Raw genomic sequence first — 24,618 nt, forward strand, 5'->3', positions numbered from 1 at the left:
TGTTGGGCTATATAGGAAGGCCGGAAACGGGCTGCAAGCTGAGCCGCAAGCAGAATCTGCGCCCGATCCGCACCCGGTCAGCGCCCCGCCAGCGTCGAGATCGACACCGATTTGCGGCTGACATATTCGGCCATCAGCCCGATCATCAGCAGCGCCACGATGCAATAGATCGGGTAGGCCAGCGATGAGTTGCGCGGCGAATAGTTGATGAAGGCAAAGCCGCGCGTCTGGTCGATGATGTGGAACAGCGGGTTCCACGCAAAGGCGTGCAGCAGATAGACCGGCAGGGTGTTGGCCACGAACATCTTGCCCGAGAAGATCATGTTCATGCGCTGATAGAAACTGGTCAGCACCTGCGCGCCCTGCGGCCACCACGGTCGAAATGCCAGAAAAATCAGCCCGATGCAGCAGCCCGCGAACCACGCCATCAGCAGCATCCCATAGCAGGCCAGCGGCCGGTCGATGTGGATGGGCTGGACCAGGTAGTTATAGGCCACCAGCACCACGATCGAGGAAAACGTCTGCCGGTAAAGCGCCGCCAGCGCCGCGCCCGCCATCATCACCGCCGTGTTCATCGGCCCGTGTTTCATCATCTGGTTGGTCGGGCTGCCGGCGCCGGCCACCGCGCCGATGGCCTGGGTATGGGCCATGAACATGAAGATGCCGGTCATGATATAGACGATGAAATCGCCACGGATCGGCGATTTGCGCACGCCCATGATGATATACATCAGGTAAAAGCCTGCGATCATCACCAGCGCCTGCGCCACGGTCATCAGCAGACCGACCACGGCGTTGCGCTGGCCCTTGCGCAGGTTGTTGGCGGTGATGTGGTAAATCAGCGACAGGGTGGTGAACCCGGCCTCGAGCATGTTGCGGTTGCGGCGCTGAGCAAACATTGCGGGGTTCGTTCCTGATCCTGGGGCCGTGCTTGCGACCGCTGCCGTCTTGCCTTGCCGGGCCGTTTGGCCGGTGTGGCGCGGGGTGCTTGCCCTGCGCGGTCGCTGGCATCATAAGAAACCGAAGTTCCCAGTTCAATCGCCGCCGCACATCCGGCCGCTCGCGACCCCAAGGAAAACCAATGCAATTCGATCAATTGATTTCCGAAATGCGCCGCCTCGCCCTGCTGGCCGGTGACGAGATCATGAAAATCTATGGCGCCGAGGATTTCGAGGTGCGCTCGAAATCGGACGCCTCGCCGGTGACCGAGGCCGATGAGGCGGCGGATGCGCTGATCTCGGCGGGGTTGCGCGCGGCATTTCCCAGTGTCCCGCTGGTGACCGAGGAACAGGCCGCGACGCACGGGCAAAGCCTGTCGACCTTTCTGATCGTCGATCCGCTGGACGGCACCAAGGAGTTCGTGCAGCGGCGCGGCGATTTCACCGTCAACATCGCCTATGTCGAAAACGGCGTGCCGCGCTTTGGCGTGGTCTATGCCCCGGCCAAGGACCGGCTGTTCTATACGCTGGCCGAGGGCGGCGCGGTCGAGGAAAAGGCGCCCTTCGGCCCGCAGCCGGGCGAAACGGTGGCTATCGGCGTGAACTCGATGCCCGACAACCGCGCTCTGATGGTGGTGGCCTCGAAATCGCATCGCGATGCGGCCACCGATGAATATATCGCCCGCTATGGCGTGCGCGACATGACCTCGGCCGGGTCGTCGCTGAAGTTCTGTCTGGTCGCGACCGGCGAGGCGGATCTGTATCCCCGTCTGGGCCGCACGATGGAGTGGGACACGGCGGCGGGCGATGCCGTGCTGCGCGGCGCGGGCGGCAAGGTCGTGCGTTTCGACGATCACACCGACCTGACCTATGGCAAGCCGGGCTTTGAAAACCCGTTCTTCATCGCCTTCGCGCCGGGCGTGCTGCTGGCAAAGGACTGATCCCATGTCGGTCGTCATCGTCATCCCGGCCCGCCATGCCTCGACCCGCTATCCCGGCAAGCCGCTGGTCGAACTGCGCGGCGCCACCGGCGAGGCGCTGAGCCTGATCCGCCGCAGCTGGGAGGCCGCGCAGCAGGTGCAGGGCATCGACCGCGTGATTGTCGCCACCGATGATGAGCGCATCGCCGAACATGCGACAGCCTTCGGGGCCGAGGTCGCGATGACCTCGACCACGGCGCGCAATGGCACCGAACGCTGCGCCGAGGCCGTGGCCAGCCTCGGCCTGACCCCCGAGATCGTGGTGAACCTGCAGGGTGACGCGCCGCTGACCCCGGCCTGGTTCGTCGAGGATCTGGTCGCGGGCCTGCGCGCCGATGCCGTGGCCGATGTGGCGACGCCGGTGCTGCGCTGTTCGGGCGACATGCGCTCGGAGTTGATTGCGGACCGCGTTGCGGGCCGGGTCGGCGGCACCACGGCGGTCTTTGGTCATGACCGGCTGGCGCTTTATTTCTCGAAAGAGGTCATCCCCTTTGCGGCGGCCGATTTCGGGCCTTCGGACCCGACGCCGGTGTTTCACCATGTCGGCGTCTATGCCTATCGCCCGGCGGCGCTGGCCGAATATCCCGGTTGGGGCGAGGGGCGGCTGGAGGTGCTGGAGGGGCTGGAACAGCTGCGTTTCCTTGAACGCGGCCGCCGCATCCTCTGCGTCGAGGTCGAGGCGCGGGGTCGCGAGTTCTGGGAGCTGAACAACCCCTCGGACGTGCCCAAGCTGGAGGCGATGATGGCCCGCATGGGCCTCGCCTGATGCCCGAGTTGGACGACGGCGCGCTGCGAGCCAGCGTGATCGTCGTCTCGCGCCATCGTCGCGATTCGCTTGAACGCTGCCTGCGGACGCTGGAATGGCAGGATCACCCGTTCGAGCTGATCCTTGTCGCCGATCCCGGTGCGCTGGACCTGCGACCGGACCTGCCGATCAAGCGGGTGGGTTTTGACGAGGCCAATATCTCGGCCGCGCGCAATGCCGGGCTGGCGCAGGCGGCGGGGCAGGTGGTGCTGTTCATTGACGATGATGCGCTGGCCGAGCCGGGCTGGGTCGGGGCACTGCTGGCGCCCTTTGCCGATCCGCGCGTCATCGCCGCTGCGGGCTTTACCCGCGGCCCCGACGGGCTGAACTGGCAGGTCAGGGCCGAGCGCATCGACGCCTCGGGGCGCAGCCGGCCGCTGCCGCCGCGCGCGGCGCTGCTGGGCCCGGGCGGGCAGGGTGATCCGGTCAGCACCCTTGGCACCAATTGCGCCTTTCGCCGTGCGGCGCTGCTGGCGATCGGTGGCTTCGATCCGGCCTTTTCCTATCATCTGGACGAAAGCGACGTGAACCGCCGCCTTGCCGCTGCCCATCCGCAGGGGCTGACCGCTGTGGTGCCGGGGGCCGAGGTCATCCACGGGCTGGCCGCCGGCACCTCGCGCGCCGCACCCGGCGTGCCGCATGACCTGACGGCCATCGGCCGCTCGACCGCGATCTTTGCCGCGCGCCATGGCGGCAGCGCCGCCTGGCTGCGCGAGGCGCAGCGCCGCCGCCTGCTGCGGCTGATGGTGGCGGGCCGGCTGGATCCGCTGGCGGTCGGCCCAGTGCTGCGCACGCTGGACCGGGGGCTGGCGCAGGCGCCGGCGCAGGTGCCGTGCCCGCCCCTCTGGCCTGAAGGGGCGCCGCCGCCTTGGCAAGAGCTGCCGCGCCGGCCGGCGCACCTGCTGTTTCTGGCCGGCTGGCACTGGCAGGCCGGCCCCCTGCGCGCCCGCGCCGCCCGCGCTGTGGCCGAGGGGCGGCTGGTCACGTTGCTGTTGCTGACGCCGGGTATCTTGCGCCATCGCCTGCACCTTGTCGCGGGCGGCTGGTGGGAGCAGCGCGGCGGTCTTTGGGGGCCTTCGCGGCCGGGCGATCCTGCCCTGCTGCCGGGCAGTCTGCGGGCCCGAATCGACCGCGAACGGGGGATTTTTGCCGCACTGCGGCGTTAGATAGGCGGGAAGTCGCCAATTTACTTGCCCAAGCCCGGTTTTTCGGTCTTTTAAGTGAACCAAGCAGTTTCTTAAGTGATTATTGCGCAAGTAATGGCAAAGCAGGATAAGCTCTGTCAAAATGGCGCCGACATCAGGAGACAATATTGATGAGCCGTAAAGTCACCAAGGCGATCTTCCCGGTCGCCGGACTCGGAACCCGTTTTCTGCCCGCCACGAAAAGCGTCCCGAAAGAGATCATGACGCTGGTCGACCGCCCGCTGATTCAATACGCCATTGACGAAGCCCGCGCCGCAGGGATCGAGGAGTTCATCTTTGTCACCTCGCGCGGCAAGGGCGCGCTTGAGGACTATTTCGACCACGCGCATGAGCTGGAATCGAGCCTGAAGAAATCCGGCAAGACCGATCTGCTGGAGATCCTGCGCTCGACCAACATGGATTCGGGCGCCATCGCCTATGTCCGCCAGCACAAGGCTCTGGGTCTGGGCCATGCCGTGTGGTGCGCGCGCCGCCTGCTGGGCAACGAACCGGTCGCCGTGGTGCTGACCGATGACGTGATCATGGGCGAGCCGCCCTGCCTGCAGCAGATGATCGAGGCCTATCAGGAAACCGGCGGCACCATGGTCGCCACCATGGAAGTGCCGCTGGACAAGACCAAATCCTATGGCGTTCTGGACGTGGCCGAGGACATGGGCGCCATCGTCCGCGCCAAGGGCATGGTCGAAAAGCCCAAGGAAAACCCGCCGTCGAATCTGGCCGTGATCGGCCGCTATGTGCTCGCGCCGACGGTCATGGACAACCTCAACAAGCTGAAACAGGGCGCCGGCGGCGAGATCCAGCTGACCGATGCCATCGCCGACGAGATCGAGGAAGGTCGCGACGTGTTCGGCCTGCGCTTCCGTGGGCAGCGGTTCGACTGCGGCTCGAAAGCCGGCTTCCTGCAGGCGACCGTGGCCTTTGGTCTGGCCCGCGATGAGCTGAAGGACGAGTTCAGCGACTATCTTGCCGATGTCATGGCGATGCGCAAAGCCGCCGAATAACCATGACGCAAAAGGTTCTGGTGACCGGGGGGGCGGGCTATATCGGCGCGCACGCCTGCAAGGCACTTCGTGGGGCCGGCTTCGAGCCGGTCACCTATGACAATCTTTGCACCGGCTGGCGCGACGCGGTGAAGTTCGGTCCCTTCGAGCAGGGCGACCTGATGGACCGCGCCCGGCTGGATGAGGTCTTTGCGATCCACAAGCCCATCGCGGTGATGCATTTCGCCGCGCTGAGCCAGGTCGGCGAGGCCATGCGCGAGCCGGGCAAATACTGGCGCGGCAATGTCAGCGCCTCGCTGAACCTGATCGAGGCGACGCTGGCGGCGGGCGTGAAGAACTTCGTCTTTTCCTCGACCTGCGCCACCTATGGCGATCATGACGGCGTGGTGCTGGACGAAAACACCCCTCAGACGCCGCTGAACGCCTATGGCGCCAGCAAACGCGCGATCGAAGACATGCTGAAGGATTTTGGCGCCTCGGATGGGCTGAAGTCGGTGATCTTCCGGTACTTCAACGTGGCGGGTGCCGATCCCGATGGCGAGGTGGGCGAATTCCACCAGCCCGAAACCCATCTGATCCCGCTGATTCTGGACGCCGTGGACGGCAAGCGCGCGGCGCTGACCATCTATGGCACCGATTACCCGACGCCGGACGGCACCTGCATCCGCGACTATGTCCATGTCATGGATCTGGTCGATGCGCATGTGCTGGGCCTGCGCCACCTGCTGAACGGCAAGGTTGCCGATGGCGGGCATGAGGTGTTCTGTCTGGGCACCGGCAATGGTTTCTCGGTCCGCGAAGTCGTGGCCGAGGCGCGCCATGTCACCAACCGGCCGGTGCCGATGGTGGACGGCCCGCGCCGGGGCGGCGATGCCGTCAAGCTGGTTTCGGGCAGCGAAAAGGCCATCTCGGTCCTGGGCTGGAACCCGGCACGTTCGACCATGCAGCAGATGGTCGCCGATGCCTGGCGCTGGCACCAGAACGGTGGTTATGCCCGCTGATCCGGCGCTGCTGCTGGATGTTTCACGCCTGATCTCGCGGCTGGGCCAAGGCCCGGCCACGGGCATCGACCGGGTCGAGGCCGAATGGCTGACGCATTTGCAGCGCTCGGGCCGGTCGCATCTGCTGCTGGCCCGCGTTGGCCGGCGGCAGCTTTTGTTGCCGTCTGCCGCCGGCGCGGCGCTGCTGCGCTGGAGTTCGGGCGATCTGTCGGATCTGCCGGCGCCGGGTTGGCTGGCGCGGCTGCGTCATCGCGACCGGCCCCGCCACCGGGCCGAGGCCGCGCTGCGCCGCCTGTCGATCCGCACCAGCGATGCCCGCGGCCGGGGCATGGCGCGCGCCGTTGAGGCCCGGCTGGGCCCTGCCACCTATCTGAACGTCGGCCATTCCAACCTGTTGCAGCCACTGTGGTCGGGGCTGGCGCCGCTGTCGCGGGTGGTGCTGATCCATGACACCATCCCGCTGGATCATCCCGAATATACCCGCGCCGGCCAGTCGGCCAAGTTCCGCGAGCGGCTGGTGGCGGCGCTGGGGCAGGCGGATCTGGTGCTGACCATCTCGCAGGCGACGCGGGACGATGTGCTGCGCTGGCGCAAGGCGCTGCATCTGCCCGAGCGTGCGGCGGTGGTGCCGGCCCCGATCGGTACGCGGCTGAACCCGGCCGATCCGGCGGCGATCCCGGCGGGGCTGGATCTGAGCCGGCCGTTCTTTGTGACCATCGGCACCATCGAGCCGCGCAAGAACCATGCGCTGTTGCTGGATGCCTGGGCCGAGCTGGCCCGCCGCCTGCTGCCCGCGCAGCTGCCACAGTTGTTCATCATTGGCCGGCGCGGCTGGGAAAACCACGAAACCTTTGCCCGTCTGGACAGCCTGCCGCCCACGGCCGGCATCCATGAGATGAACGGGCTGCCGGATGGCGCCGTGGCGGCGCTGCTGGAGCGCAGCCATGGCCTGCTGTTGCCCAGCCGGGCCGAAGGCTATGGCCTGCCCCTGACCGAGGCCGCCGGGCGCGGCGTGCCGGTGATCTGCGCGCCGCTGCCCGCCGCGCGCGAGCTTTTGGGCGATTACGCGCGCTATCTGTCGCCCGACGATCCGCGGGCATGGGCGGCGGCGATCGCGCTGCTGGCGGCGGCGCTGCCCCTGCGGCTGGCGCCGCATCCGGTGCCGGATTGGAGCAGCCATTTCGCGCAGGTGGATCGCCTTATGCGGGCAAGATTGCAGCCGGCATCGCTTGGCGCTATGCCGGAAGGAAAATGACCTAGCCGTGCCACGCCCGTTCAGAACCCTTCGCCGAAAACTGCGCCTCCGCGCCCGCCGGCAGTATCTGCTGGCCCGGGCGATCCGCCGTCGTCGGCGGCTGAGGCCGGTGCAGAACCGCACCCGGCGCATCCGGCCGGGCGATATCCTGTTGTTCATGTCGATGCGGAACGAAAAGATCCGTCTGCCGTGGTTTCTGGATTATTACCGCCGGCTGGGCATCCGGCATTTCCTTGTGGTGGACAATGGCTCGACCGATGGCGGGCGCGAATATCTGGCCGAACAGCCCGATGTCTCGGTCTGGCTGACCCATGCCAGCTACAAGGATTCGCGTTTTGGCATGGACTGGATGAACTGGCTGTTGCACCGCTATGGCAGCGGGCATTGGTGCCTGACCGTCGACCCCGACGAGTTCCTGATCTATCCGCATCACGATTCCCGACCGCTGAAGGCGCTGACCGACTGGCTGGACGCCTCGGCGATCAAGAGCTTTTCGGCCATGCTGCTGGACATGTATCCCAAGGGGCCTCTGCACGAACGCCCCTATGCCGAGGGCAGCGACCCGTTCCGCATCGCCGACTGGTTCGACCCGGCCAATTACACCATCAGCAAGAATGGCGAATACTGGAACCTGTGGATTCAGGGCGGCCCGCGTGGCCGGGTGTTCTTTGCCGAAGACCCCGAGCAGGGGCCGGCGCTGAACAAGATCCCGCTGGTGCGCTGGGAAAAGGGTTACGCCTATGTCAGTTCGACCCATATGCTGCTGCCGCGCTCGCTCAACGTCGTCTATGATGAGGATGGCGGCGAACGCGCCTCGGGTTGCCTGCTGCATGCCAAGTTCCTGTCCACTTTCGTGGCCAAGGCCGGCGAAGAGCTGACCCGCCGCCAGCATTATTCCGACAGTCAGGAATATGTCGCCTATCATCAGGGCCTGCAGGAGAACGTCGATCTGTGGTGCGAGGAATCGCGCCATTACGAGGATTGGCGCCAGCTCGAAGATCTGGGCCTGATCTCGAAGGGCAATTGGGCATGACCGGGGCATCCGCAGCCAGCGCCGCGCCCGAGGGGCAGGGGGTGCGCCTTGGGGTGGTGATGCTGTGCCACGATCAGGTGCCCATCGCCACGCGCATGGCGCGGACATGGGCCGAGGGCGGGGCGGCGGTGGCGATCCATGTCGATGCCAAGGTGGCCCCGGTCGCGCTGGCGACGATGATGACCGATCTGCGGGGCTATGAGCGGGTGTTTCATACGCCGCGCCATTCCTGCGAATGGGGTGCCTTCAGCCTGGTGCGGGCGACGCTGGATGCGGCCAGCGTGCTCTTGGCGGAATGTCCTGACCTGACGCATGTGATGACCGTCTCGGGCTCGTGCCTGCCTCTGCGGCCGGTGGCGGATCTGATGGCCTTTCTGGCGCAGCATCCGACGCGGGATTTCATCGAAAGCGTCACCGCCGAGGATGTCGGCTGGACCGTGGGCGGGCTGAACGAGGAACGCTTTACCCTGCGTTTCCCCTTTGCCTATCGCCGGCAGCGCAAGCTCTTTGACCGCTATGTCGATTTCCAGCGCCGCTGGAAGCTCAGGCGGCGCATCCCCGACGGGCTGGTGCCGCATCTGGGTTCGCAATGGTGGTGCCTGACGCGCAGCACGCTGCAATCCGTCCTGACCGACCCGCGCCGGCCCGAGTTCGACCGCTATTTCAGCCGGGTCTGGATCCCGGATGAAAGCTATTTCCAGACGCTGGCCCGGCGCCATTCCATGCGCATCGAAAGCCGCTCGCTGACGCTGAGCAAGTTCGACGATCAGGGCAAACCCTATGTGTTCTACGACGACCACCGGCAGATGCTTGAGCAATCGCGCTGTTTCGTGGCGCGCAAGATCTGGCCCGACGCCGCGGCGCTATATGCGCATTTCCCCCGGCCGGTGCAGGATGCCCCCTCGGCGGCCGAGCCGCAGCCCGAGCGGCTGGACCGGGTGATCGGTCAGGCGGTCGCGCGCCGCAGGCTGGGGCGGCCCGGGCTTTACATGCAGAGCCGCTTTCCGCGCAAGGATTGCGAGAACGGCAAGACCTCGGCCAGCTACATGGTCCTGCAAGGCTTTTCCGACCTGTTCCCCGATTTCGAGGCATGGCTGGCCGAACGCGTCGATGCCGATGTGCATGGCCATCTGATGGCCCAGCATGGCGCCGAATTTGCCGGGCGCGGGCCGATCGGCCCCGGCGGGCTGTCGACCAGCGCGCAACTGCGCGACATGGATGTGCGCGGCTTTGTCGCCAACCTGATCCGCATTTCCGACCGCACGCAGGTCATGCAATACAGCCCGCGGGACCAGCAGCATCTGAACTGGTTCATGGCCACCGATCCCAATGCCCAGATCCATGTCATCACCGGCGCATGGGCGGTGCCGCTGCTGCATTCGGGGATGCCCTTCGACGACATCCGCCGCGTCGCCGCGATCCTGCAGCGCACCGAGCTGCAACAGATCGACATCCTGAATTCGGTCTGGCTCAAGGCCCGGACGCGGATCTGGCAGCTGGCCGATTTCTGCGCCCGGCCCGCCGATGCGTTGCGCCCGGTGCTGCGCGATCTGGGCACAGATCCCGATCTGGTGGCCAACCTGCCCGAAATGCGCGGGATCGCCGGGCTGGGGCGGTTCCTGCAACGCTTGCGCAATGCCGGCCTGCGCCCTCAACTGATGGGGGATTTCCCCGTTGTCGCCGCCTCGCCGCCCCAAGGATCCGACTGACATGACCCAGAATTTCCAGCGATTCGTGATCTTTGCCGAGATGCGCACCGGCTCGAACCTGCTTGAGGCGACGTTGAACGCGGTCAAGCGCGTCACCTGCTTTGGCGAGGCCTTCAACCCCTATATGATGGGCTGGCCCGACAAGGACGAGCTGAAGGGCGTGACCCGGGCCGAGCGCGAGGCCGATCCGCATCTGCTGCTGCGGGCGCTGTGGGACAAGCCCAACCACCTGCCGGGGTTTCGCTATTTCCACGACCATGATCCGCGCGTCTTTGACGCGATCATGGACGACCGCGCCTGCGCCAAGATCGTGCTGACCCGTAACCCGGTCGACAGCTATGTCTCGACCGCGCTGGCGCGGGCCACCAACCAGTGGAAGCTGAACGAGACCGAGACCCCGATCCCCGCCGCCGCGCATTTCGACGGCGCCGAGTTCCGGCGGGTGGTCGGCGATGTCGAGGAGTTTCACCTGAAGGTGCAGCACCGCTTGCAGGTCAGCGGCCAGTCCGCCTTCTGGCTGGGCTATGAGGACCTGCGCGACGCGGGCGTGATGACCGGGCTGTTGCACTGGCTGGGCCGCACCGATCTGGAGCGGGTCGAGCCGGCCAGCGACCAGGTGCCGCAAAATCCGACCGAACTGGCCGCAAAGGTCAGCAATTTCGACGAGATGCAGGCCGAGCTGGCGCAGCTTGATCCGTTCATGCTGCGCAAGATCCCGAACTTCGAGCCGCGCAAGGGACCGAACGTGCCCAGCTTTGCCGCCTGCGAGGCGGGCAAGGGGCTGGTGTTCATGCCGATCAAGGGCGGGCCCTCGGCGCTGGTCATGGGCTGGCTCAGGGCGATGGCCGAGGTTTCGGACAGCCTCAATCAAGCCGGGCTGCGGCAATGGAAGCGCGACCATACCGGGCATCGCAGCTTTACCATCCTGCGCCATCCGGTTCCGCGCGCATGGGCGGCGTTCCGGTCGCTGATGGCGGGCAAGAATACCGAACTGCGCGCGCTAATGCGCCAGATCCACCGCGTGCCGCTGCCGCCCGAGGATGCGCTGGCCGGGCTGTCCGAGGACCGGCTGGCCGAGCTGTTCGAGGCGTTTCTGGATTTCCTGCGCCGCAACCTGAACGGCCAGACCACGCTGCCGACCTATCCCGGCTGGGCCAGCCAGTCCGAGATTCTGGCCGGATTTTCCCGCTTTGGCGCGCCGGACATGGTGCTGCGCGAAAGCGATCTGGCGCGCGACCTGTCTTGGCTGGCGGCAAGCGCCGGGATCAAGGCGCCGGCGGAACTGCCCGACCCCGAGCCCTTTCCCGACTTTCTGCGCGACCAGAAACTGCGCGCCGCGACAAGGAAGGCCTATCTGCGCGATTACGTCGCCTTTGGCTTCCCCGGCCAGCCCTAGCGCCTAGCCCTGTGGCGTCATCGCCTTGCGCTGGCGGGATCGCTCGAGCCCCAGCTGGCGTTCGCGCCAGATGATCAGGATGCCTGCCGCCATGATCAGTGCCGCCCCGGCCAGCATGGTCGCGGTGGGTGCCTCGGAAAAGATCGTCCAGCCGATCACGATGGCGAGCAGCATCGAGACATATTCGAAGGGCGCGACCAGCGAGGCATCGGCATAGCGATAGGCCGAGGTCAGCAGGATCTGCCCCAGTCCCCCCAGAAGCCCGATGGTGACCAGCAGCACCGCGGTCTTGGCATCTGGCATCACCCAGCCGAAGGGCAGCGTCAGCAGGCTGAGGAGTGTCGAGGTGACCGAGAACCAGAACACGATGGCCGAGGTGCGTTCCTCTTGCACCAGCTTGCGCACGAAGATCATCGCCATGGCGGTGCAACTGGCCCCGGCCAGCGTGACGACCGCACCAAGGGTTTCCTTGTAGCTCATGTCCGTGCCCGTCGACAGACGCGGCGACAGCACGATCACCACGCCCATCAACCCCAGCGCGACCATGCCCATGCGAAACAGCCGCACTTCCTCATTCAGGAACATGGCGGCAAAGATCACCGTCAGCAGCGGTGCGGCATAGCCGATGGCCGTGACCTCGGGCAGGGGCAGCAGCGACAGCGCCCAGAAGCCCAGCCCCATGGCGGCGGTGCCGACCAGCCCGCGATAGAAATGCCCGATCGGGCGGTGGGTGCGCAGCCCGACCGCCAGCTCGCGCCGCCAGCCGATCCAGATCAGGATCACCGGGATGGCAAAGAACGACCGAAAGAACACCTGCTGGCCCGGCGGCACGCCCAGCCCGGATTCCGAGGTGGCCTTGATCAGCGTGGCCATCAGCGTGAACACCACGACGCTGCAGCATTTGAAAATGACGCCGCGCAGGGGGCTGGGCGGCGCGGGGATCTGCGGGATCGGGGCGTTCGGGGTCATGGCATCCGCTGGCAGGCCCATGCCGCAGCATCGGCAACGGCAGGATCGGTGTCGTTGCGCAAGGCTTCGGCCAAGGGGCGCAGATCCGCAAGCCCCGAATTGCCGATGGCGTAAAGCACGTTGCGCACCATACGGTCGCGGCCGATGCGCTTGATCGGGCTGCCGGCAAAGCGCGCGCGGAAACCCGCATCGTCCAGCTGTGCCAGCTCGGCCAGCGCCGGGCCGCCATGCGGGCCGTGATAGCGCAGCTCGGTCGCGGCCTGGGCGAACTTGTTCCACGGGCAGGCGGCCAGGCAATCGTCGCAGCCATAGATGCGGTTGCCGAGCAGGGGCCGCAATTCGGGATCGACCGGGCCCTTGTGCTCAATGGTCAGATAGGAAATGCAGCGCCGCGCGTCCAGTTGATAGGGCGCGGGAAAGGCGCCGGTCGGGCAGGCGTCCAGACAGGCGCGGCAAGACCCGCAGTGGCTGGTCTCGGGGGCGTCTTTCGGCAGGTCCAGCGTGGTAAAGATTGCGCCCAGAAAGAACCAGCTGCCCAGATCGCGCGACAGCAGATTGGTGTGCTTGCCCTGCCAGCCCAGTCCCGCCGCCTGCGCCAGGGGCTTTTCCATGACCGGGGCGGTGTCGACAAAGACCTTGATCTCGGCTCCGGTCAGCCCGACCAGCCAGCCACCAAGACGTTTCAGTCGCTTCTTGACCAGATCGTGGTAATCCTTGCCCTGCGCATAGACACTGACCGCGCCGCGATCCTTGTGGCGGATGATCTCCAGCGGGTCATGCTCGGGGGTGTAAAGCTCGGCCAGCATGATGACTGAACGCGCCTCGGGCCAAAGGTTTTGGGGCGAGGCGCGCCACTCTGTGCGCTCGGCCATCCAGCCCATGTCGCCGTGGTGGCCCTGCGCCAGAAACGCCGCAAGCCGTTTCGGCAGCTCGGGCGCCGCATCGGGGGCGCAAATGCCAAGGGCCGAGAAACCCTCGGCCCGTGCCTGCACCTCAAGCTGCGCCCGGATCTCGACCGGATCAGAAATCCAGGAGCGCATAATGCGGCGCCGGATGCACCCCCGGCAGGTGATCGGCCAGCAGGCTGCGGAAGGCGGGCCGCGATTTGATCTTGGCATACCATTCCTGCACCTCGGAGGAATGCGTCCAGTCCACGTCCGAGATGTAGTCAAGGCACGATATATGCGCGGCGGCGGTGAAGTCGGCCAGCGTCATCACGTCACCCGCCAGCCAGCGGCGATGCTCCAGCAGGGATTTCATGTAATCCATATGATAGCGGATCGCCGACAGCCCTGCCTTGACGGTGCGCGAATCGGGATAGCCGGCGCGCATGACCTTTTTCCACACGCGTTCGTTCATCACCGGACGGGTGCATTCGGCGTTGAACTTGTCGTCGAACCACGAACACAGCCGGCGCACCTCGTAGCGGTCGATGGCCGAATGCGGCATCAGCGCGGGATGCGCGTGGGTTTCGTCCAGATATTCGCAGATCGCCTGACTTTCGGCCAGCAGGCGGCCATCCATGCGCAGCACCGGCAGCTTGCCGGCCGGGTTGCGGCGCTGGATTTCCGAGCCCGGCTCCCAGAAGCGGTCCTCGACCAGCTCGACCTCGATTCGCTTTTCGGCCAGCACCAGCCGGACCTTGCGGCAAAAGGGCGACAGCGCGATGTGATAGAGGCGAATGGTGGAATGCGAGGAATTGTTCATTTGGGGGAAACCGGTCTTTCGCGGACTATCCCGTCTGATACGCCGCGCGCACCGGGGTTTCAACAGTCATGGCCCGGCCCTGAGCAGCGGCTGGCGGATCAATGCTGCAGCACAAGGCAGGCGTCGCGCCCGTCGGCCTGAATGGTGCGGATGCCCGACACGATGCCGCGCGTGCGCGCCGAGCCGGTCTGCGGGTTGCGTTCGCGCGGCGCGGGCAGGATCGAGGCCAGCGCCGCCGCCTGCGCCGTGGTCAGCTTGTCGGGCGTGGTCTTGTAGTAATAGGCCGCCGCCGCATGCACGCCGAACACGCCGCGTCCGAATTCGGCGATATTCAGATAGACCTCGGCGATGCGCCGCTTGGACCACAGCGCCTCAAGCATCGGGGTATAGGCGGTTTCCATCACCTTGCGCGGCCAGCTGCGGCCCTGCCACAGAAACACGTTCTTGGCCGTCTGCTGGGTGATGGTCGAGGCACCGCGCGACGACCCCGAGGCGATCACCTTGCGGATCTCGCTCATGTCAAAGCCCCAATGTGCGCAGAAATTGGCATCCTCGGCGGCGACCACGGCGCGCACCATATCGGGGGCGATGTCGTCGATATCGGTCCATTCGCGTTCTTTACCGGGATATTCGCTTTGGCCCACGATGATGGTCCAGGTGGTCGGCGGGTTGATAAAGGAAAACAGGAACACCAGCACGAACATCAGCGCCAGCAGCCGCAGCCCGATCCAGCGCGTCCAGCGCCAGCACCAGCGCGCCGCGCGCCGCAACGGGCGCAGGCGACCACGCGCCCCGGCGGGGGCGGGCGCCTCGATCGGGTCCAGAGTGTCGCTGCGACGGGCCATGGCCGCCTGTTGTCACGGCCACGGCCATTGCGTCAAGCTCTGACACGCATGGCGCGATCCCGCCCCGCCCCGACGGTGCCGCCGCGCCCCGGTTGCGGCGGCGTCTGGCGGGCGGCGGGATCAGGCCCCCGGCGCGGGAACCGGCGGCACCGCGGCGCTGTCGGCGGCAGGTACGCCAAGCGCCTCGCCCAGCTTGCCGCCGGCAAAGGCCTCGCGCAGCTTTTCCTCTTCGGCATCGGGCAGTGAGGTTTGCAGCACCCGCCCGCGCAGGTGAAAGCCCTCGATCCGCGCCAGCACCTTGTCGGCGGTCATCTTGCGCACCAGAATGCAGACGGCCGAGCCGCCGGGCGGGATGGTCTGGCCCAGCTGGCGCATGAAATCATCGTCGATGCCCACATCCGACAGCCGCCCGGCCAGCGCGCCCGAGGCTGCGCCCACCGCTGCGCCGATCAGCGGGTTCAGGAACAAAAGGCCGACCAGCGTGCCCCAGAACCCGCCGCCGATCGCCCCTGCTGCCGTCAGGTTGACCGCCTGATGCAACTGGATGTCATCGGCCGAGGGGCGCGTGACCACCACCGCATCCTCGAGTTCGATCAGGTATTCCTTTTGCATCTTCACGAGTTCGCTGCGCAGCTCGAAGCCGGTGGCCTCGTCGTCGAAGGCGATGACAAGCAGGTCGGACATGGGAACCTCTTTCATGGTTCGGTCGCGGCGCCGCAGGATGCGGGCCCGCCTATGGGCGAAACGCCCGGTGCGACCATGCGTTCCGGCCGCTTGCGCGGCAAGACGGGATTTTGGCGGGCTTTGGGTCTTGTCATTCTGGTCCCGGCTGGTGCCAAATGGTGCGCAAGTGTTTTCAGAGGGTGTGTCATGCTGATCCAGCTTGTTCAGATCGAGGTCCTGCCCGGTCAGCGCGAGGCCTTTGTCGAGGCGTTCCGCATCAATTGCGAGGGCGCGCGGACCGAGCCCGGCAATATCCGCTTTGACCTGCTTTGCGATCAGGACGACCCGAACCTGTTCTATTGCTACGAGATCTTTGCCGATGAGGCGGCGCTGGACGCCCATCGCGCCAGCGCGCATTACCGGCGCTGCATCGAGCTGATCAACCCGATGATGCGCTCCAGCCGCAGCAAGCGTATGTTCCAGCCGGTGCTGGTCGAGGGCCGCGCCGCCGAACGTAGCTGACCCGCGCCGAAAGACCCCAGCGATGATCAATCCCTTTCGTCCCTATCGCGCCCGGCTGCGGCGCCTTGTCGGCCGGTCGATGCCGGATTTCCACGCCGGCGCCGTCGAGCGCTGGGAAGAGGCGCCCGGCTCGGTGCTGCGCTTCCATCCCTCGCTGGCGCTGCCGGGTCAGGTCGAGCGCATCAAGGCCAGCGTCTTTGCCAGCCTGCCCGCGACCATCGAGGCGCTGACCCGTGACGGCGAGGCAGCCGAGGCGCCGACCATGGCCTGGCGGTTTCGCGACGTCGATCTGGTCGATGGCGTGCTGTATCACGGCGCAGCCGAGCTGCACCTGAACCGGCGCAAGCGCAAGTTCGGGCTGGCGCTGCGGCCCCGGCAGGCGATCCGCGGTGCGCTTTACGAGACATGGGCCACGAACCGCTGGTTTGGCAGCTGGCTGATGGATGCGCTGGTCGCCTCGCAGCTGGCGCAGACGACCGGCATGGCCATGACCACCGCCCCGGCGCCGCGTCCGGGCAGCCATGCCGCGCGCTACGAGGAACTGGCCGGCGTGCATCCGGGCCGGATCGCCGGGGACGTGCATTTCGACGAGATGGTGCTGTTCGACGATCTGGGCAACAACCTGAGCAAGGGCCTGCGCCAGCGCGCCTTGCGCCTGCAATTGCTGGCCGGACGCGATCCGGCGCCGGTGCCGGGGGTGTTCCTGCTGCGCGGCACGGGGGGCGATCTGCGCCTGTTGCAGAACGAGACCGAGCTGGCCGAGCGGCTGGCCGCCGAGCGCGGCTTTCTGGTCATGGACCCGCTGAAAGCCACCGCCGACGAGCTGATCGAGGCCTGTGGCGCCGCCCGTGCCATCGTGGGCGTCGAGGGCAGCCATCTTGCGCATGGCATCATGGTGGCGCCGCCCGGCGCGGCCATCGTGCCGATCCAGCCGCCCGAGCGGGTGGCCGCGACGCTCAAGCAACTGGCCGACCGGCTGGAGCAGCGCTTTGCCCTGCTGGTGGCCGAGGGCGGCGACAGCCTTTTCACGCTGGACTGGCGCGATCTGGCCGCGACGCTTGATCTGTTCGACTGAGGCAGGCAGGGGTTCGTGAGCCGTGAGCCGTGAGCCGTGAGCCGTGAGCCGTGAGCCGTGAGCCGTGAGCCGTGAGCCGTGAGCCGTGAGCCGTGAGCCGTGAGCCGTGAGCCGTGAGCCGTGAGCCGTGAGCCGTGAGCCGTGAGCCGTGAGCCGTGAGCCGTGAGCCGTGAGCCGTGAGCCGTGAGCCGTGAGCCGTGAGCCGTGAGCCGTGAGCCGTGAGCCGTGAGCCGTGAGCCGTGAGCCGTGAGCCGTGAATGCGCTCCAAGGGCGGACCGCCGGGCTCGGCGACTTCGGGGCAGAACACGAGCCAGCAGGTGCCCCGCTCCGGTCGCCGAAGCTTCATCCCAGCGCGATTGGCTGCCCCGGCGGCTTCATGCGATGGGGGAAGCATGGGTGCTGCGCCCGGCATGGACCACGGAACGACGGGGCCGGGGTAACGCTCAGCTGGGCATCACCCCCCACCGGAACGCCTCGACGTGGTGCCCGGCGCCGCGCCCGGAGCAGGTCCCGATCAGCCCCGGTTCAGCTTGGCCGATTTGGCCACAAGCATCTTGCGGCGCAGGGGCGAGAGGTGGTCGACATAGGTCTTGCCATCCAGATGGTCGATCTGGTGCTGCACCGAGGTGGCCCACAGGCCGACGAAATCGCGATCCTCGATCTCGCCCTGATCGTTCAGGAACCGCACGGTGACCGCGCGCGGCCGCTCGATCCGGGCAAAGACCCCGGGCAGGTTCGGACTGGCCTCGTCATGCGGGCGCATCTGCGTGCTGGCGTGCAGGATCTCGGGATTGGCCATGCGCACCGCCTGCCCGCGCTTGTCCGAGGCATCTACCACCGCCAGACGCAGCATGATGCCGATCTGCGGCGCAGCCAGACCGACGCCGGGCATGGCGTCCATGGTGTCGATCATGTCGTCCCAGATCATGCGCACGGTTTCGGTGATCGCGCTCACCGGCTCGGCCGGGATGTGCAGGCGACGGTCGGAATAGGGCAGGAAGGGACGAACGGTCATCGGGCAGCCTGTTGCAGATGCCCCGCCGCTATCACGGCGGCGAATGAAGGTAAATCCGCCCCGGGCGCAGGTCGGGCGGCGCCTGTGCGCCGGGTTTCACGCAGCCGTCGCGCGCGACCGGCCCCGGACCCGCCGCCGGGATGCGGCAGGCGGGCTGCCCAAAGGCGGCCCATTCATGCGCGGGTCGCGGCGCCGGCGCGCGACGCGGCAGCCAGCGCCAGGCCATGAGAAATCCCAGAACAAAACCGGACAGCAGCGAAAACAGCATCGGCGCCCCCCGGCAGATCCATTTGCGGGATCATGCCACGGCATCCGCCAACAAGCGGTTAACCCGTCGAGTTTTAGTTATTTGCCACCCCGGCGTCCTGCCGGTCCTCACCCTCATGGTCAAGGATCAGACGGCCGTCAAGGTGGTCGGCCTCGTGCTGGGCGATGCGCGCCTCGATTCCGTCCAGCGCAAGGCGGTGATGATTGCCCATCAGGTCGAAACAGCCCAGCACGATCCGCACCGGCCGCCGCACCCGCAGCGGCTGATCGGGGATCGACAGGCAGCCTTCGGTCAGGATGTCGGTTTCGGCGCTGGTCTCCAAAATCTCGGGGTCGAGGATGATGCGGGCCGAGGATTGCCCGGATTTCCACCCGGCATCCATGACGAAGATCCGGCTGGATGCGCCGATCTGCGGCGCGGCCAGACCCCGGCCTTGGGCGGCATACATGGTGGCCAGCAGGTCCGCCGCCAGTTGCTGCAGCGGCGCCCATGCCAGATGGCCGGCCGGTTCACAGATACGGCGCAGCATCGGGTCGGGATAAAGCAGGACCGGGCGCACCCGGCCCGCAGCGGCCAGCGCGGCCGGGGCTGGCGGGCGCGGCGCGCCGGCGCGGTCCTGTGGTGTCAGCGGCCTCACCATCGCGATCGGGGCGGAACGCTGGATGCGGCCATGGCGATCAGGCCCGGGCCTTTTCGCGCTTCAGCTTGACCATCTTGCGGGTGATCATCTGGCGCTTGATCGGGCTGAGGTAGTCGATGAACAGCCGCCCGTCGAGATGGTCGATCTCATGCTGGGCGCAGGTCGCCCAGAGCCCCTCGAAGTCACGTTCATGCGTCTTGCCGTCCAGACCCAGCCAGCGCACGCGCACCTCGGCGGGGCGGGTCACGTCGGCATAATGGTCGGGGATCGACAGGCAGCCCTCTTCGTAGGTGTTCAGCCCCTCCGAGGTCCATGTGATCTCGGGGTTGACCATGACGATAGGCTGCGGCTCGGCCTCGGGGTCCTTGTTGCAGTCCATGACGTAAAGCCGCGACAGCACGCCGACCTGCGGCGCGGCCAGCCCGACGCCGGGCGCGTCATACATGGTGGCCAGCATGTCGGCGGCAAGCGTCTCGATCTCGGGGGTGATGCGGGCCACGGGATCGCAGGGCTTTTTCAGCCGCGGATCGGGGTGAAGGATGATGCTGCGCAATGTCATGGCCATGATCTAGGCCAAGCCTTGGCGTTGCGCAACAAGCCGCTATGCTGGCGCCGGACTGAAAGCGAGGCGCCCATGACACAAACCGATTTCGACGAGATCATCGACCGCACCGGCACGGCCTGTTCCAAATGGGACGACATGCAGGCGATCTATGGCGTGGCTCCGGGGGACGGCATCTCGATGTGGGTGGCCGACATGGACTTCCGGCCGCCGGCCTCGGTGCAGCGCGCGGTCGAGGGAATCGCGGCGCATGGCGTCTATGGCTATCCGGGCGCGAACCGCGCCTATCTGGACGCGATCCGCTGGTGGATGGCGAACCGGCACGGCTGGACGGTCGAGCCCGACTGGATCCTGACCGCGCATGGGCTGGTCAATGCGGTCGGCATCTGCGTCGATGCCCTGACCCAGCCCGGCGATGCCGTCATCCTGATGACGCCGGTCTATCACGCCTTTGCCCGCGTCACCCGCGCGGCCGGGCGTGAGGTGACGGAATTCCCGCTGGCGCTGACCGATGGCGAATACCGCATGGACTGGGAGGCATGGGCCGGCCTGATGACCGGGCGCGAGCGGATGCTGATCCTGTGTTCGCCGCACAATCCCGGCGGCCGGGTCTGGACCGAGGGCGAGTTGCGCGAGGTCGTGGCCTTTTGCGAGGCGCATGACCTGATCCTGATCTCGGACGAGATCCACCATGATCTGGTGATGCCGGGCCATCGCCATCATGTGCTGGCACGGCTTTGCCCCGAGGCGGCCCCGCGGCTGATCACGATGACCGCCGTGACCAAGACCTTCAACATCGCCGGGGCGCATATCGGCAACATGATCATCGCCGACGAGGCGCTGCGCCGGGTGGTGCAGGGGCGGATGGCGGCGCTGGGCATCTCGCCGGGGCTCTTCGGGCTGAACATGGTGGCCGCCGCCTATTCGCCCGAAGGCGCGGAATGGGTCGATGCGCTGGTGCGCTATCTGGATGGCAACCGGCAGGTCTTTGACGCCGGGGTGGCGGCGATTCCGGGCCTGCGCTCGATGCCGTTGCAGGCGACCTATCTGGCTTGGGTCGATTTCGCCGGCACCGGCATGTCCCGGCCAGAGTTCACCGCGCGGGTCGAACGTGACGCCCGCATCGCGGCCAACCACGGCCCCAGCTTTGGCGCCGGCGGCGAGGACTTCATGCGCTTCAACCTTGCCACGCCGCGGGCGCGGGTGGCCGAGGCGGTGCAGCGGCTGCGCGAGGCGTTCGGCGATCTGCAATGAGGCGGTGGGCGGGGCTGTTCTCGGCCCTTTGCATCATGGCGCTGTTGTGGGGGCTATGGCTGATCTGGGCGCCGGCGCGGCCGCCCCAGCGCCAGCCCTTGCCGCCCACGGCGGGATGGCACTGGCCGGAACTGCGTTTGCCCGATTTCGGCTGGCCCCGGCAGCCGCCCGGACCCGCACCTGATCCCGGTGCGGGGCGCGCGCCCTTGCCACGGCCGGAAACCCGGCTTGTCTCGCCGATCCAGCGCATCCTGATCGAAAAGGGTGCCCGGCGCATGACCGTCTGGCAAAGTGACGGCCCGCCTCGGCATTTCCACATCGCGCTGGGTTTTGCGCCTTCGGGCGACAAGGGCCGGCAGGGCGATGGCCGCACGCCCGAGGGCAAGTTCCGCATCGACCGGCTGAACCGGCAGAGCAGCTTTCATCTGTCGCTGGGGTTGGACTATCCGCAAAAGCGCCACCGCGAGGCGGCGCGCAAGGCTGGCGTCGATCCCGGCGGCGATATCATGATCCATGGCCAGCCGCCTCAGGTCCCCGAGGGCTTTCGGGCCAAGGGCGACTGGACCGCCGGTTGCATCGCGCTGAGCAATGCCGAGATCGAGGAGGTCTTTGCCCAGGCCCGCATCGGCACCCCGGTCGAGATCCGGCCCTGACCCGAATACCGTGACCCGGCGGAATATGTCTGGACATCTTGTTCTGATCCTTGCCCAAGGATAAGGCAGGCGCATGATCCTTGCCCGTTATCTTCCGCATCTGCGCGCCACGCTGGCGCTGGGTTTGCCGCTGGTCGGCAGTCACCTGTCGCGCATGGCCATCGGCGTTGCCGATACGGTGATGCTGGGCTGGTATGGGGTGAATGAGCTGGCGGCGCTGGTCATCGCCACCTCGTTCTTTCACATCCTGTTCTTCATGGGCATGGGTTTTGGCATCGGCGTCATGGGGCTGATCGCGACGGCCATCGCGCGCGGCGACGAGGTCGAGGTGCGCCGCTCGGCCCGGATGGCGCTGTGGCTGTCGATAGGCTTTGCGCTGCTGGTCATCCCGCTGATGTGGCATTCCGGGCCTATCCTGCTGGCGATCGGGCAGGCGCCTGCGGTGGCGCAGTTGGCGCAGGATTATCTGCGCATCGCCGGCTTTGGTCTGGTGGCGGTGCTGTGCCAGCTGACGCTGAACAGCTATCTTGCCGCGATGGAGCGCACGCAGGTGGTGCTGTGGGTCACGCTGGCCGGGCTGCCCTTGGTCATCGTGCTGAACTGGGCGCTGATCTTTGGCCATTGGGGCGCGCCGGAACTGGGCGTGCGCGGCGCGGCCATCGTCGCGGTCTTTGTGCAATACCTGCAGCTTGCCGCTTTGCTGGCCTATGCGGCATGGCTGCCGGTTGCGCGCAAATATCACCTGTTCCAGCGCTTCTGGCGGCCGGACTGGGCCGAGCTGCGGCGGGTCTTTCTGCTGGGCATGCCGATTGGCCTGACCATGCTGGCCGAGGGCGGGCTGTTCGTCGGCTCGAACGTGATGATGGGCTGGATCGGCACGCGCGAGCTGGCGGCGCATGGCATCGCGCTGCAACTGGCCTCGATCACTTTCATGCTGCATCTGGGCATGTCGAACGCGGCCACGGTGCGGATCGGGCAGGCAAAGGGGCGGGGCGACGGGCAGGGGATGCGCGATGCCGGAGTGACGGTGATCGCGGTCTCGGTGCTTTGGGCGCTGCTGGCCGTGGCGGCCTTCGAGCTGTTCCCGCGCCAGCTGGTCGGGCTTTATCTGGACGCGACCCATCCCGAGACGCCGGCGATCATCGCCATCGCGGCGGGGCTGCTGTTCTATGCCGGGCTGTTCCAACTGATGGATGCGATGCAGGTCGTGGGTCTGGGGCTGTTGCGCGGCGTGCAGGACACCCGCGTGCCCATGGTGATTGCGGTGATCAGCTATTGGCTGGTCGGCATCCCGGTGGCCTATGGCGTGGCTTTTGGTCTGGGTGTCGGGCCGGCCGGCCTGTGGATCGGGCTGGTCGTCGGGCTGAGCCTTGCGGCGGTGCTGATGATGCGCCGCTTCTGGCGCGGATATGCGCGCGGGGACTGGACCCGGCGCAAGCCGGCGGTCTAGGGTCTGGCCACAGCCAAGGAGGTTCGCCATGCGCCCGGTTTTCGTCCAGTTCCGTTGCACGCCCGGCAAGACCTATGAGGTCGCCGAGGCGATCTATGACCGCGAGGTCGTCAGCGAGCTTTACTCGACCTCGGGCGAATACGACCTGCTGGCCAAGGTCTATATCCCCGAGGATCAGGATGTCGGCCGCTTTCTGGCCGAGAACCTGTTCGACATCCCCGATATCGTGCGCACCCTGACCACGATGACCTTCAAGGCATTCTAAGAGCTAGCGACCCCGCGCGAACAGCCGGGCCGCCACCGGCGCCAGCACGATCACCAGCACGATCCGCAGCAGGTGGTGGCTGACGACATAGGCCAGATCGGCCCCGGCGATGATGGCGATGACGATCATCTCGGCCTGACCGCCGGGCAGAAAGGCCAGAAAGGCGTCCAGCGCCGGCGCCAGCCCCAGCTGCATGATGATCTCGATGAAGACGAGGCTGATGCCGGCAAGGATCAGCGAATAGGCAAGGCCCGCGACCACCGCCTGATGCAGCTCGCGCGAGGTGATGCCGGCATATTTAGCCCCGACCGCGATGCCGATGAAGAATTGCGCCGCCTGAATCATCTCGGCCGGCGGGCGGTGCTGGATCAGCCCGGTCAGCGACAGAACGGCGGTCAGGATCATCGGCCCCAGAATCGAGGCGCCGAAGAGCCCGATCCGCGCGGCGATCTTCCAGCCGGCGATGCCGCAGACGGCCATCAGCGCCAGCTCATGCGGCGCGACCGAGCGCAGCGGCGCGCCGGGCGGCTGCGACAGGTCGATCTGCCAGTAATGCGTCATCAGCAGCGGCGCCACGGTGACGATGACCAGAACGCGCGTGGCATGGATCAGGGACAGCGCGCGGATGTCGCCGCCGGCTTCCTCACCAAAGGCCAGCATGTCCTGCAGGCCGCCGGGCATGGCCCCATACCAGGCGGTGGCATGGTCAAAGCCAAAGACGCGGCGGAACAGCGGATAGCCAATGGCAGCGATGATGGCGACGAACAGCGGCACGAAGGCGAGCGACAGCGCCATGTCCGGCAGGCCGGCCAGAACCTCGGGGGTGATCGCGGCGCCGACCGCCACGCCAAGGATGGTTCGCATCATGATGCCGAATTCGCCGGCCCCCGCCAGCGGCGCGCCAAGCAGCGCCGCGACAAGGCAGGCCAGCATCGGTCCCAGCAGCAATGGCAGCGGCAGGTGCAGGAACAGAAAGACCGCGCCACCCAGCGCGGCCAGCGTGAAGGTCAGCAAACGGCGTGAAAGGAGGGGCATCTTGGTCCGGTCCGGTTTGCGGGTTTGTTGCCTTGGCGGCAGGGCATGTCAAACCGGCCCATGCCGGGAATCGACGATTCTGGCGCGCCGAAGCCAGCAAATGCTGGGAAAACGCGAAATTCTGGCCGGGCAGCGGGCTAGCGCGGCGGGTGAACGACGGGCGGCCCTGCTGCGCCTGCTACGAAATCGCGTCAGTTTCGTGACGAATTTGCGTAAGAAAATCAGTATATTGCGACAAATTTCATGTCTCCCTTCATTTTTTCACTTGCGGGTTTGGTTTGTGGGGCCTAGATACCGCCTCACCGAAACGGCGGCAGCGTCGGACGGGACGGACGGACCGGGAAGTACCTGGGAAGTTTGGGAAAATTCGGG

General features: G+C 66.8%; 27 protein-coding genes. 16 read left to right on the forward strand and 11 right to left on the reverse strand.

The window, feature by feature from the left end; translation table 11 throughout:
• Positions 1-77 precede the first annotated feature (77 nt).
• Positions 78-899 carry an ABC transporter permease gene (locus GL279_RS07980; protein WP_155064095.1) on the reverse strand — a complete coding sequence of 274 codons (822 nt, stop codon included), beginning with the start codon at positions 897-899 and terminating at the stop codon, positions 78-80.
• A gap of 182 nt (positions 900-1,081) precedes the next feature.
• Here GL279_RS07980 and cysQ point away from each other — a divergent pair, with 182 nt between their 5' ends.
• The 9 genes from cysQ to GL279_RS08025 all read left to right on the forward strand — a co-directional run bounded on the left by cysQ (position 1,082) and on the right by GL279_RS08025 (position 11,323).
• Positions 1,082-1,879, forward strand: coding sequence for a 3'(2'),5'-bisphosphate nucleotidase CysQ (gene cysQ / locus GL279_RS07985; RefSeq protein ID WP_155064096.1), 798 nt, complete (start codon positions 1,082-1,084; stop codon positions 1,877-1,879).
• 4 nt (positions 1,880-1,883) lie between these two features.
• Positions 1,884-2,684: a 3-deoxy-manno-octulosonate cytidylyltransferase gene (locus GL279_RS07990; RefSeq protein WP_155064097.1), complete on the forward strand. Its 801-nt coding sequence runs from the start codon at positions 1,884-1,886 to the stop codon at positions 2,682-2,684.
• A complete protein-coding gene (locus tag GL279_RS07995) occupies positions 2,684-3,889 on the forward strand; it encodes a glycosyltransferase family 2 protein (protein WP_155064098.1) in 1,206 nt (401 codons plus the stop codon). Before GL279_RS07990 ends, GL279_RS07995 begins: the two co-directional genes overlap by 1 nt.
• Positions 3,890-4,038: 149 nt before the next feature.
• Positions 4,039-4,929 (forward strand): UTP--glucose-1-phosphate uridylyltransferase, encoded by an 891-nt coding sequence (locus GL279_RS08000; protein WP_211371280.1) that lies wholly within the window; start codon positions 4,039-4,041, stop codon positions 4,927-4,929.
• Between the two features lie 2 nt (positions 4,930-4,931).
• Complete coding sequence (galE, locus tag GL279_RS08005; RefSeq protein ID WP_155064100.1) at positions 4,932-5,930, forward strand: UDP-glucose 4-epimerase GalE; 999 nt, start codon at positions 4,932-4,934, stop codon at positions 5,928-5,930.
• Positions 5,920-7,185, forward strand: coding sequence for a glycosyltransferase family 4 protein (locus tag GL279_RS08010; protein ID WP_155064101.1), 1,266 nt, complete (start codon positions 5,920-5,922; stop codon positions 7,183-7,185). Before galE ends, GL279_RS08010 begins: the two co-directional genes overlap by 11 nt.
• A gap of 109 nt (positions 7,186-7,294) precedes the next feature.
• Positions 7,295-8,218, forward strand: a complete 924-nt coding sequence (locus GL279_RS08015) for a glycosyltransferase family 2 protein (protein WP_425495600.1) — start codon at positions 7,295-7,297, stop codon at positions 8,216-8,218.
• Complete coding sequence (locus GL279_RS08020) at positions 8,215-9,927, forward strand: beta-1,6-N-acetylglucosaminyltransferase (RefSeq protein WP_246175232.1); 1,713 nt, start codon at positions 8,215-8,217, stop codon at positions 9,925-9,927. The genes GL279_RS08015 and GL279_RS08020 overlap by 4 nt, the downstream gene beginning before the upstream one ends.
• 1 nt (position 9,928) lies before the next feature.
• Complete coding sequence (locus tag GL279_RS08025) at positions 9,929-11,323, forward strand: hypothetical protein (RefSeq protein ID WP_155064102.1); 1,395 nt, start codon at positions 9,929-9,931, stop codon at positions 11,321-11,323.
• A gap of 3 nt (positions 11,324-11,326) precedes the next feature.
• On the opposite strand, the gene GL279_RS08030 is transcribed toward GL279_RS08025, so the two are convergent.
• From GL279_RS08030 to GL279_RS08050, 5 genes are all read right to left on the reverse strand, one after another.
• Positions 11,327-12,292 carry a DMT family transporter gene (locus tag GL279_RS08030; protein ID WP_155064103.1) on the reverse strand — a complete coding sequence of 322 codons (966 nt, stop codon included), beginning with the start codon at positions 12,290-12,292 and terminating at the stop codon, positions 11,327-11,329.
• A complete protein-coding gene (queG, locus tag GL279_RS08035; protein ID WP_155064104.1) occupies positions 12,289-13,332 on the reverse strand; it encodes a tRNA epoxyqueuosine(34) reductase QueG in 1,044 nt (347 codons plus the stop codon). The genes GL279_RS08030 and queG overlap by 4 nt, the downstream gene beginning before the upstream one ends.
• Positions 13,313-13,999 (reverse strand): FtsZ-binding protein FzlA, encoded by a 687-nt coding sequence (gene fzlA, locus GL279_RS08040; RefSeq protein ID WP_155064105.1) that lies wholly within the window; start codon positions 13,997-13,999, stop codon positions 13,313-13,315. Before fzlA ends, queG begins: the two co-directional genes overlap by 20 nt.
• A gap of 98 nt (positions 14,000-14,097) precedes the next feature.
• Positions 14,098-14,844, reverse strand: a complete 747-nt coding sequence (gene mtgA / locus GL279_RS08045; RefSeq protein ID WP_155064106.1) for a monofunctional biosynthetic peptidoglycan transglycosylase — start codon at positions 14,842-14,844, stop codon at positions 14,098-14,100.
• A 120-nt stretch (positions 14,845-14,964) separates the two neighbouring features.
• Positions 14,965-15,528, reverse strand: coding sequence for a DUF1269 domain-containing protein (locus GL279_RS08050; RefSeq protein WP_155064107.1), 564 nt, complete (start codon positions 15,526-15,528; stop codon positions 14,965-14,967).
• Between the two features lie 186 nt (positions 15,529-15,714).
• On the opposite strand from GL279_RS08050, the gene GL279_RS08055 reads away from it, so the two are divergent.
• Positions 15,715-16,029 (forward strand): antibiotic biosynthesis monooxygenase, encoded by a 315-nt coding sequence (locus GL279_RS08055; RefSeq protein WP_155064108.1) that lies wholly within the window; start codon positions 15,715-15,717, stop codon positions 16,027-16,029.
• A gap of 22 nt (positions 16,030-16,051) precedes the next feature.
• Positions 16,052-17,104, forward strand: a complete 1,053-nt coding sequence (locus tag GL279_RS08060; protein ID WP_155064109.1) for a glycosyltransferase family 61 protein — start codon at positions 16,052-16,054, stop codon at positions 17,102-17,104.
• A gap of 514 nt (positions 17,105-17,618) precedes the next feature.
• On the opposite strand, the gene def (GL279_RS08065) is transcribed toward GL279_RS08060, so the two are convergent.
• From def (GL279_RS08065) to def (GL279_RS08080), 4 genes are all read right to left on the reverse strand, one after another.
• Positions 17,619-18,119 carry a peptide deformylase gene (gene def, locus GL279_RS08065; protein ID WP_155064110.1) on the reverse strand — a complete coding sequence of 167 codons (501 nt, stop codon included), beginning with the start codon at positions 18,117-18,119 and terminating at the stop codon, positions 17,619-17,621.
• Between the two features lie 31 nt (positions 18,120-18,150).
• Entirely contained in the window at positions 18,151-18,387 is a 237-nt protein-coding gene (locus GL279_RS08070) for a hypothetical protein (protein ID WP_155064111.1), read from the reverse strand.
• A 73-nt stretch (positions 18,388-18,460) separates the two neighbouring features.
• Positions 18,461-19,027, reverse strand: a complete 567-nt coding sequence (gene def / locus GL279_RS08075; protein ID WP_155064112.1) for a peptide deformylase — start codon at positions 19,025-19,027, stop codon at positions 18,461-18,463.
• A 37-nt stretch (positions 19,028-19,064) separates the two neighbouring features.
• Positions 19,065-19,586, reverse strand: coding sequence for a peptide deformylase (gene def, locus GL279_RS08080; RefSeq protein WP_155064129.1), 522 nt, complete (start codon positions 19,584-19,586; stop codon positions 19,065-19,067).
• Between the two features lie 75 nt (positions 19,587-19,661).
• Between def (GL279_RS08080) and GL279_RS08085 the strand changes: the two genes are divergently transcribed.
• From GL279_RS08085 to GL279_RS08100, 4 genes are all read left to right on the forward strand, one after another.
• Positions 19,662-20,843 (forward strand): MalY/PatB family protein, encoded by a 1,182-nt coding sequence (locus GL279_RS08085; protein WP_155064113.1) that lies wholly within the window; start codon positions 19,662-19,664, stop codon positions 20,841-20,843.
• Positions 20,840-21,496, forward strand: coding sequence for a L,D-transpeptidase family protein (locus GL279_RS08090; protein WP_155064114.1), 657 nt, complete (start codon positions 20,840-20,842; stop codon positions 21,494-21,496). The genes GL279_RS08085 and GL279_RS08090 overlap by 4 nt, the downstream gene beginning before the upstream one ends.
• Positions 21,497-21,569: 73 nt before the next feature.
• Complete coding sequence (locus GL279_RS08095; RefSeq protein ID WP_155064115.1) at positions 21,570-22,946, forward strand: MATE family efflux transporter; 1,377 nt, start codon at positions 21,570-21,572, stop codon at positions 22,944-22,946.
• A 28-nt stretch (positions 22,947-22,974) separates the two neighbouring features.
• Positions 22,975-23,211 carry an Lrp/AsnC family transcriptional regulator gene (locus GL279_RS08100; protein WP_155064116.1) on the forward strand — a complete coding sequence of 79 codons (237 nt, stop codon included), beginning with the start codon at positions 22,975-22,977 and terminating at the stop codon, positions 23,209-23,211.
• A 3-nt stretch (positions 23,212-23,214) separates the two neighbouring features.
• Here the strand turns inward: GL279_RS08100 and GL279_RS08105 are convergent, their stop codons facing one another.
• Positions 23,215-24,246, reverse strand: coding sequence for an AbrB family transcriptional regulator (locus tag GL279_RS08105; RefSeq protein WP_155064117.1), 1,032 nt, complete (start codon positions 24,244-24,246; stop codon positions 23,215-23,217).
• 100 nt (positions 24,247-24,346) lie between these two features.
• Between GL279_RS08105 and GL279_RS19260 the strand changes: the two genes are divergently transcribed.
• Positions 24,347-24,618 (forward strand): hypothetical protein (locus GL279_RS19260; RefSeq protein ID WP_211371282.1); only part of this gene is annotated, 272 nt, incomplete at its 3' end.

It is taken from the genome of Paracoccus limosus (assembly GCF_009711185.1).
GTDB classification, from domain to species: domain Bacteria; phylum Pseudomonadota; class Alphaproteobacteria; order Rhodobacterales; family Rhodobacteraceae; genus Paracoccus; species Paracoccus limosus.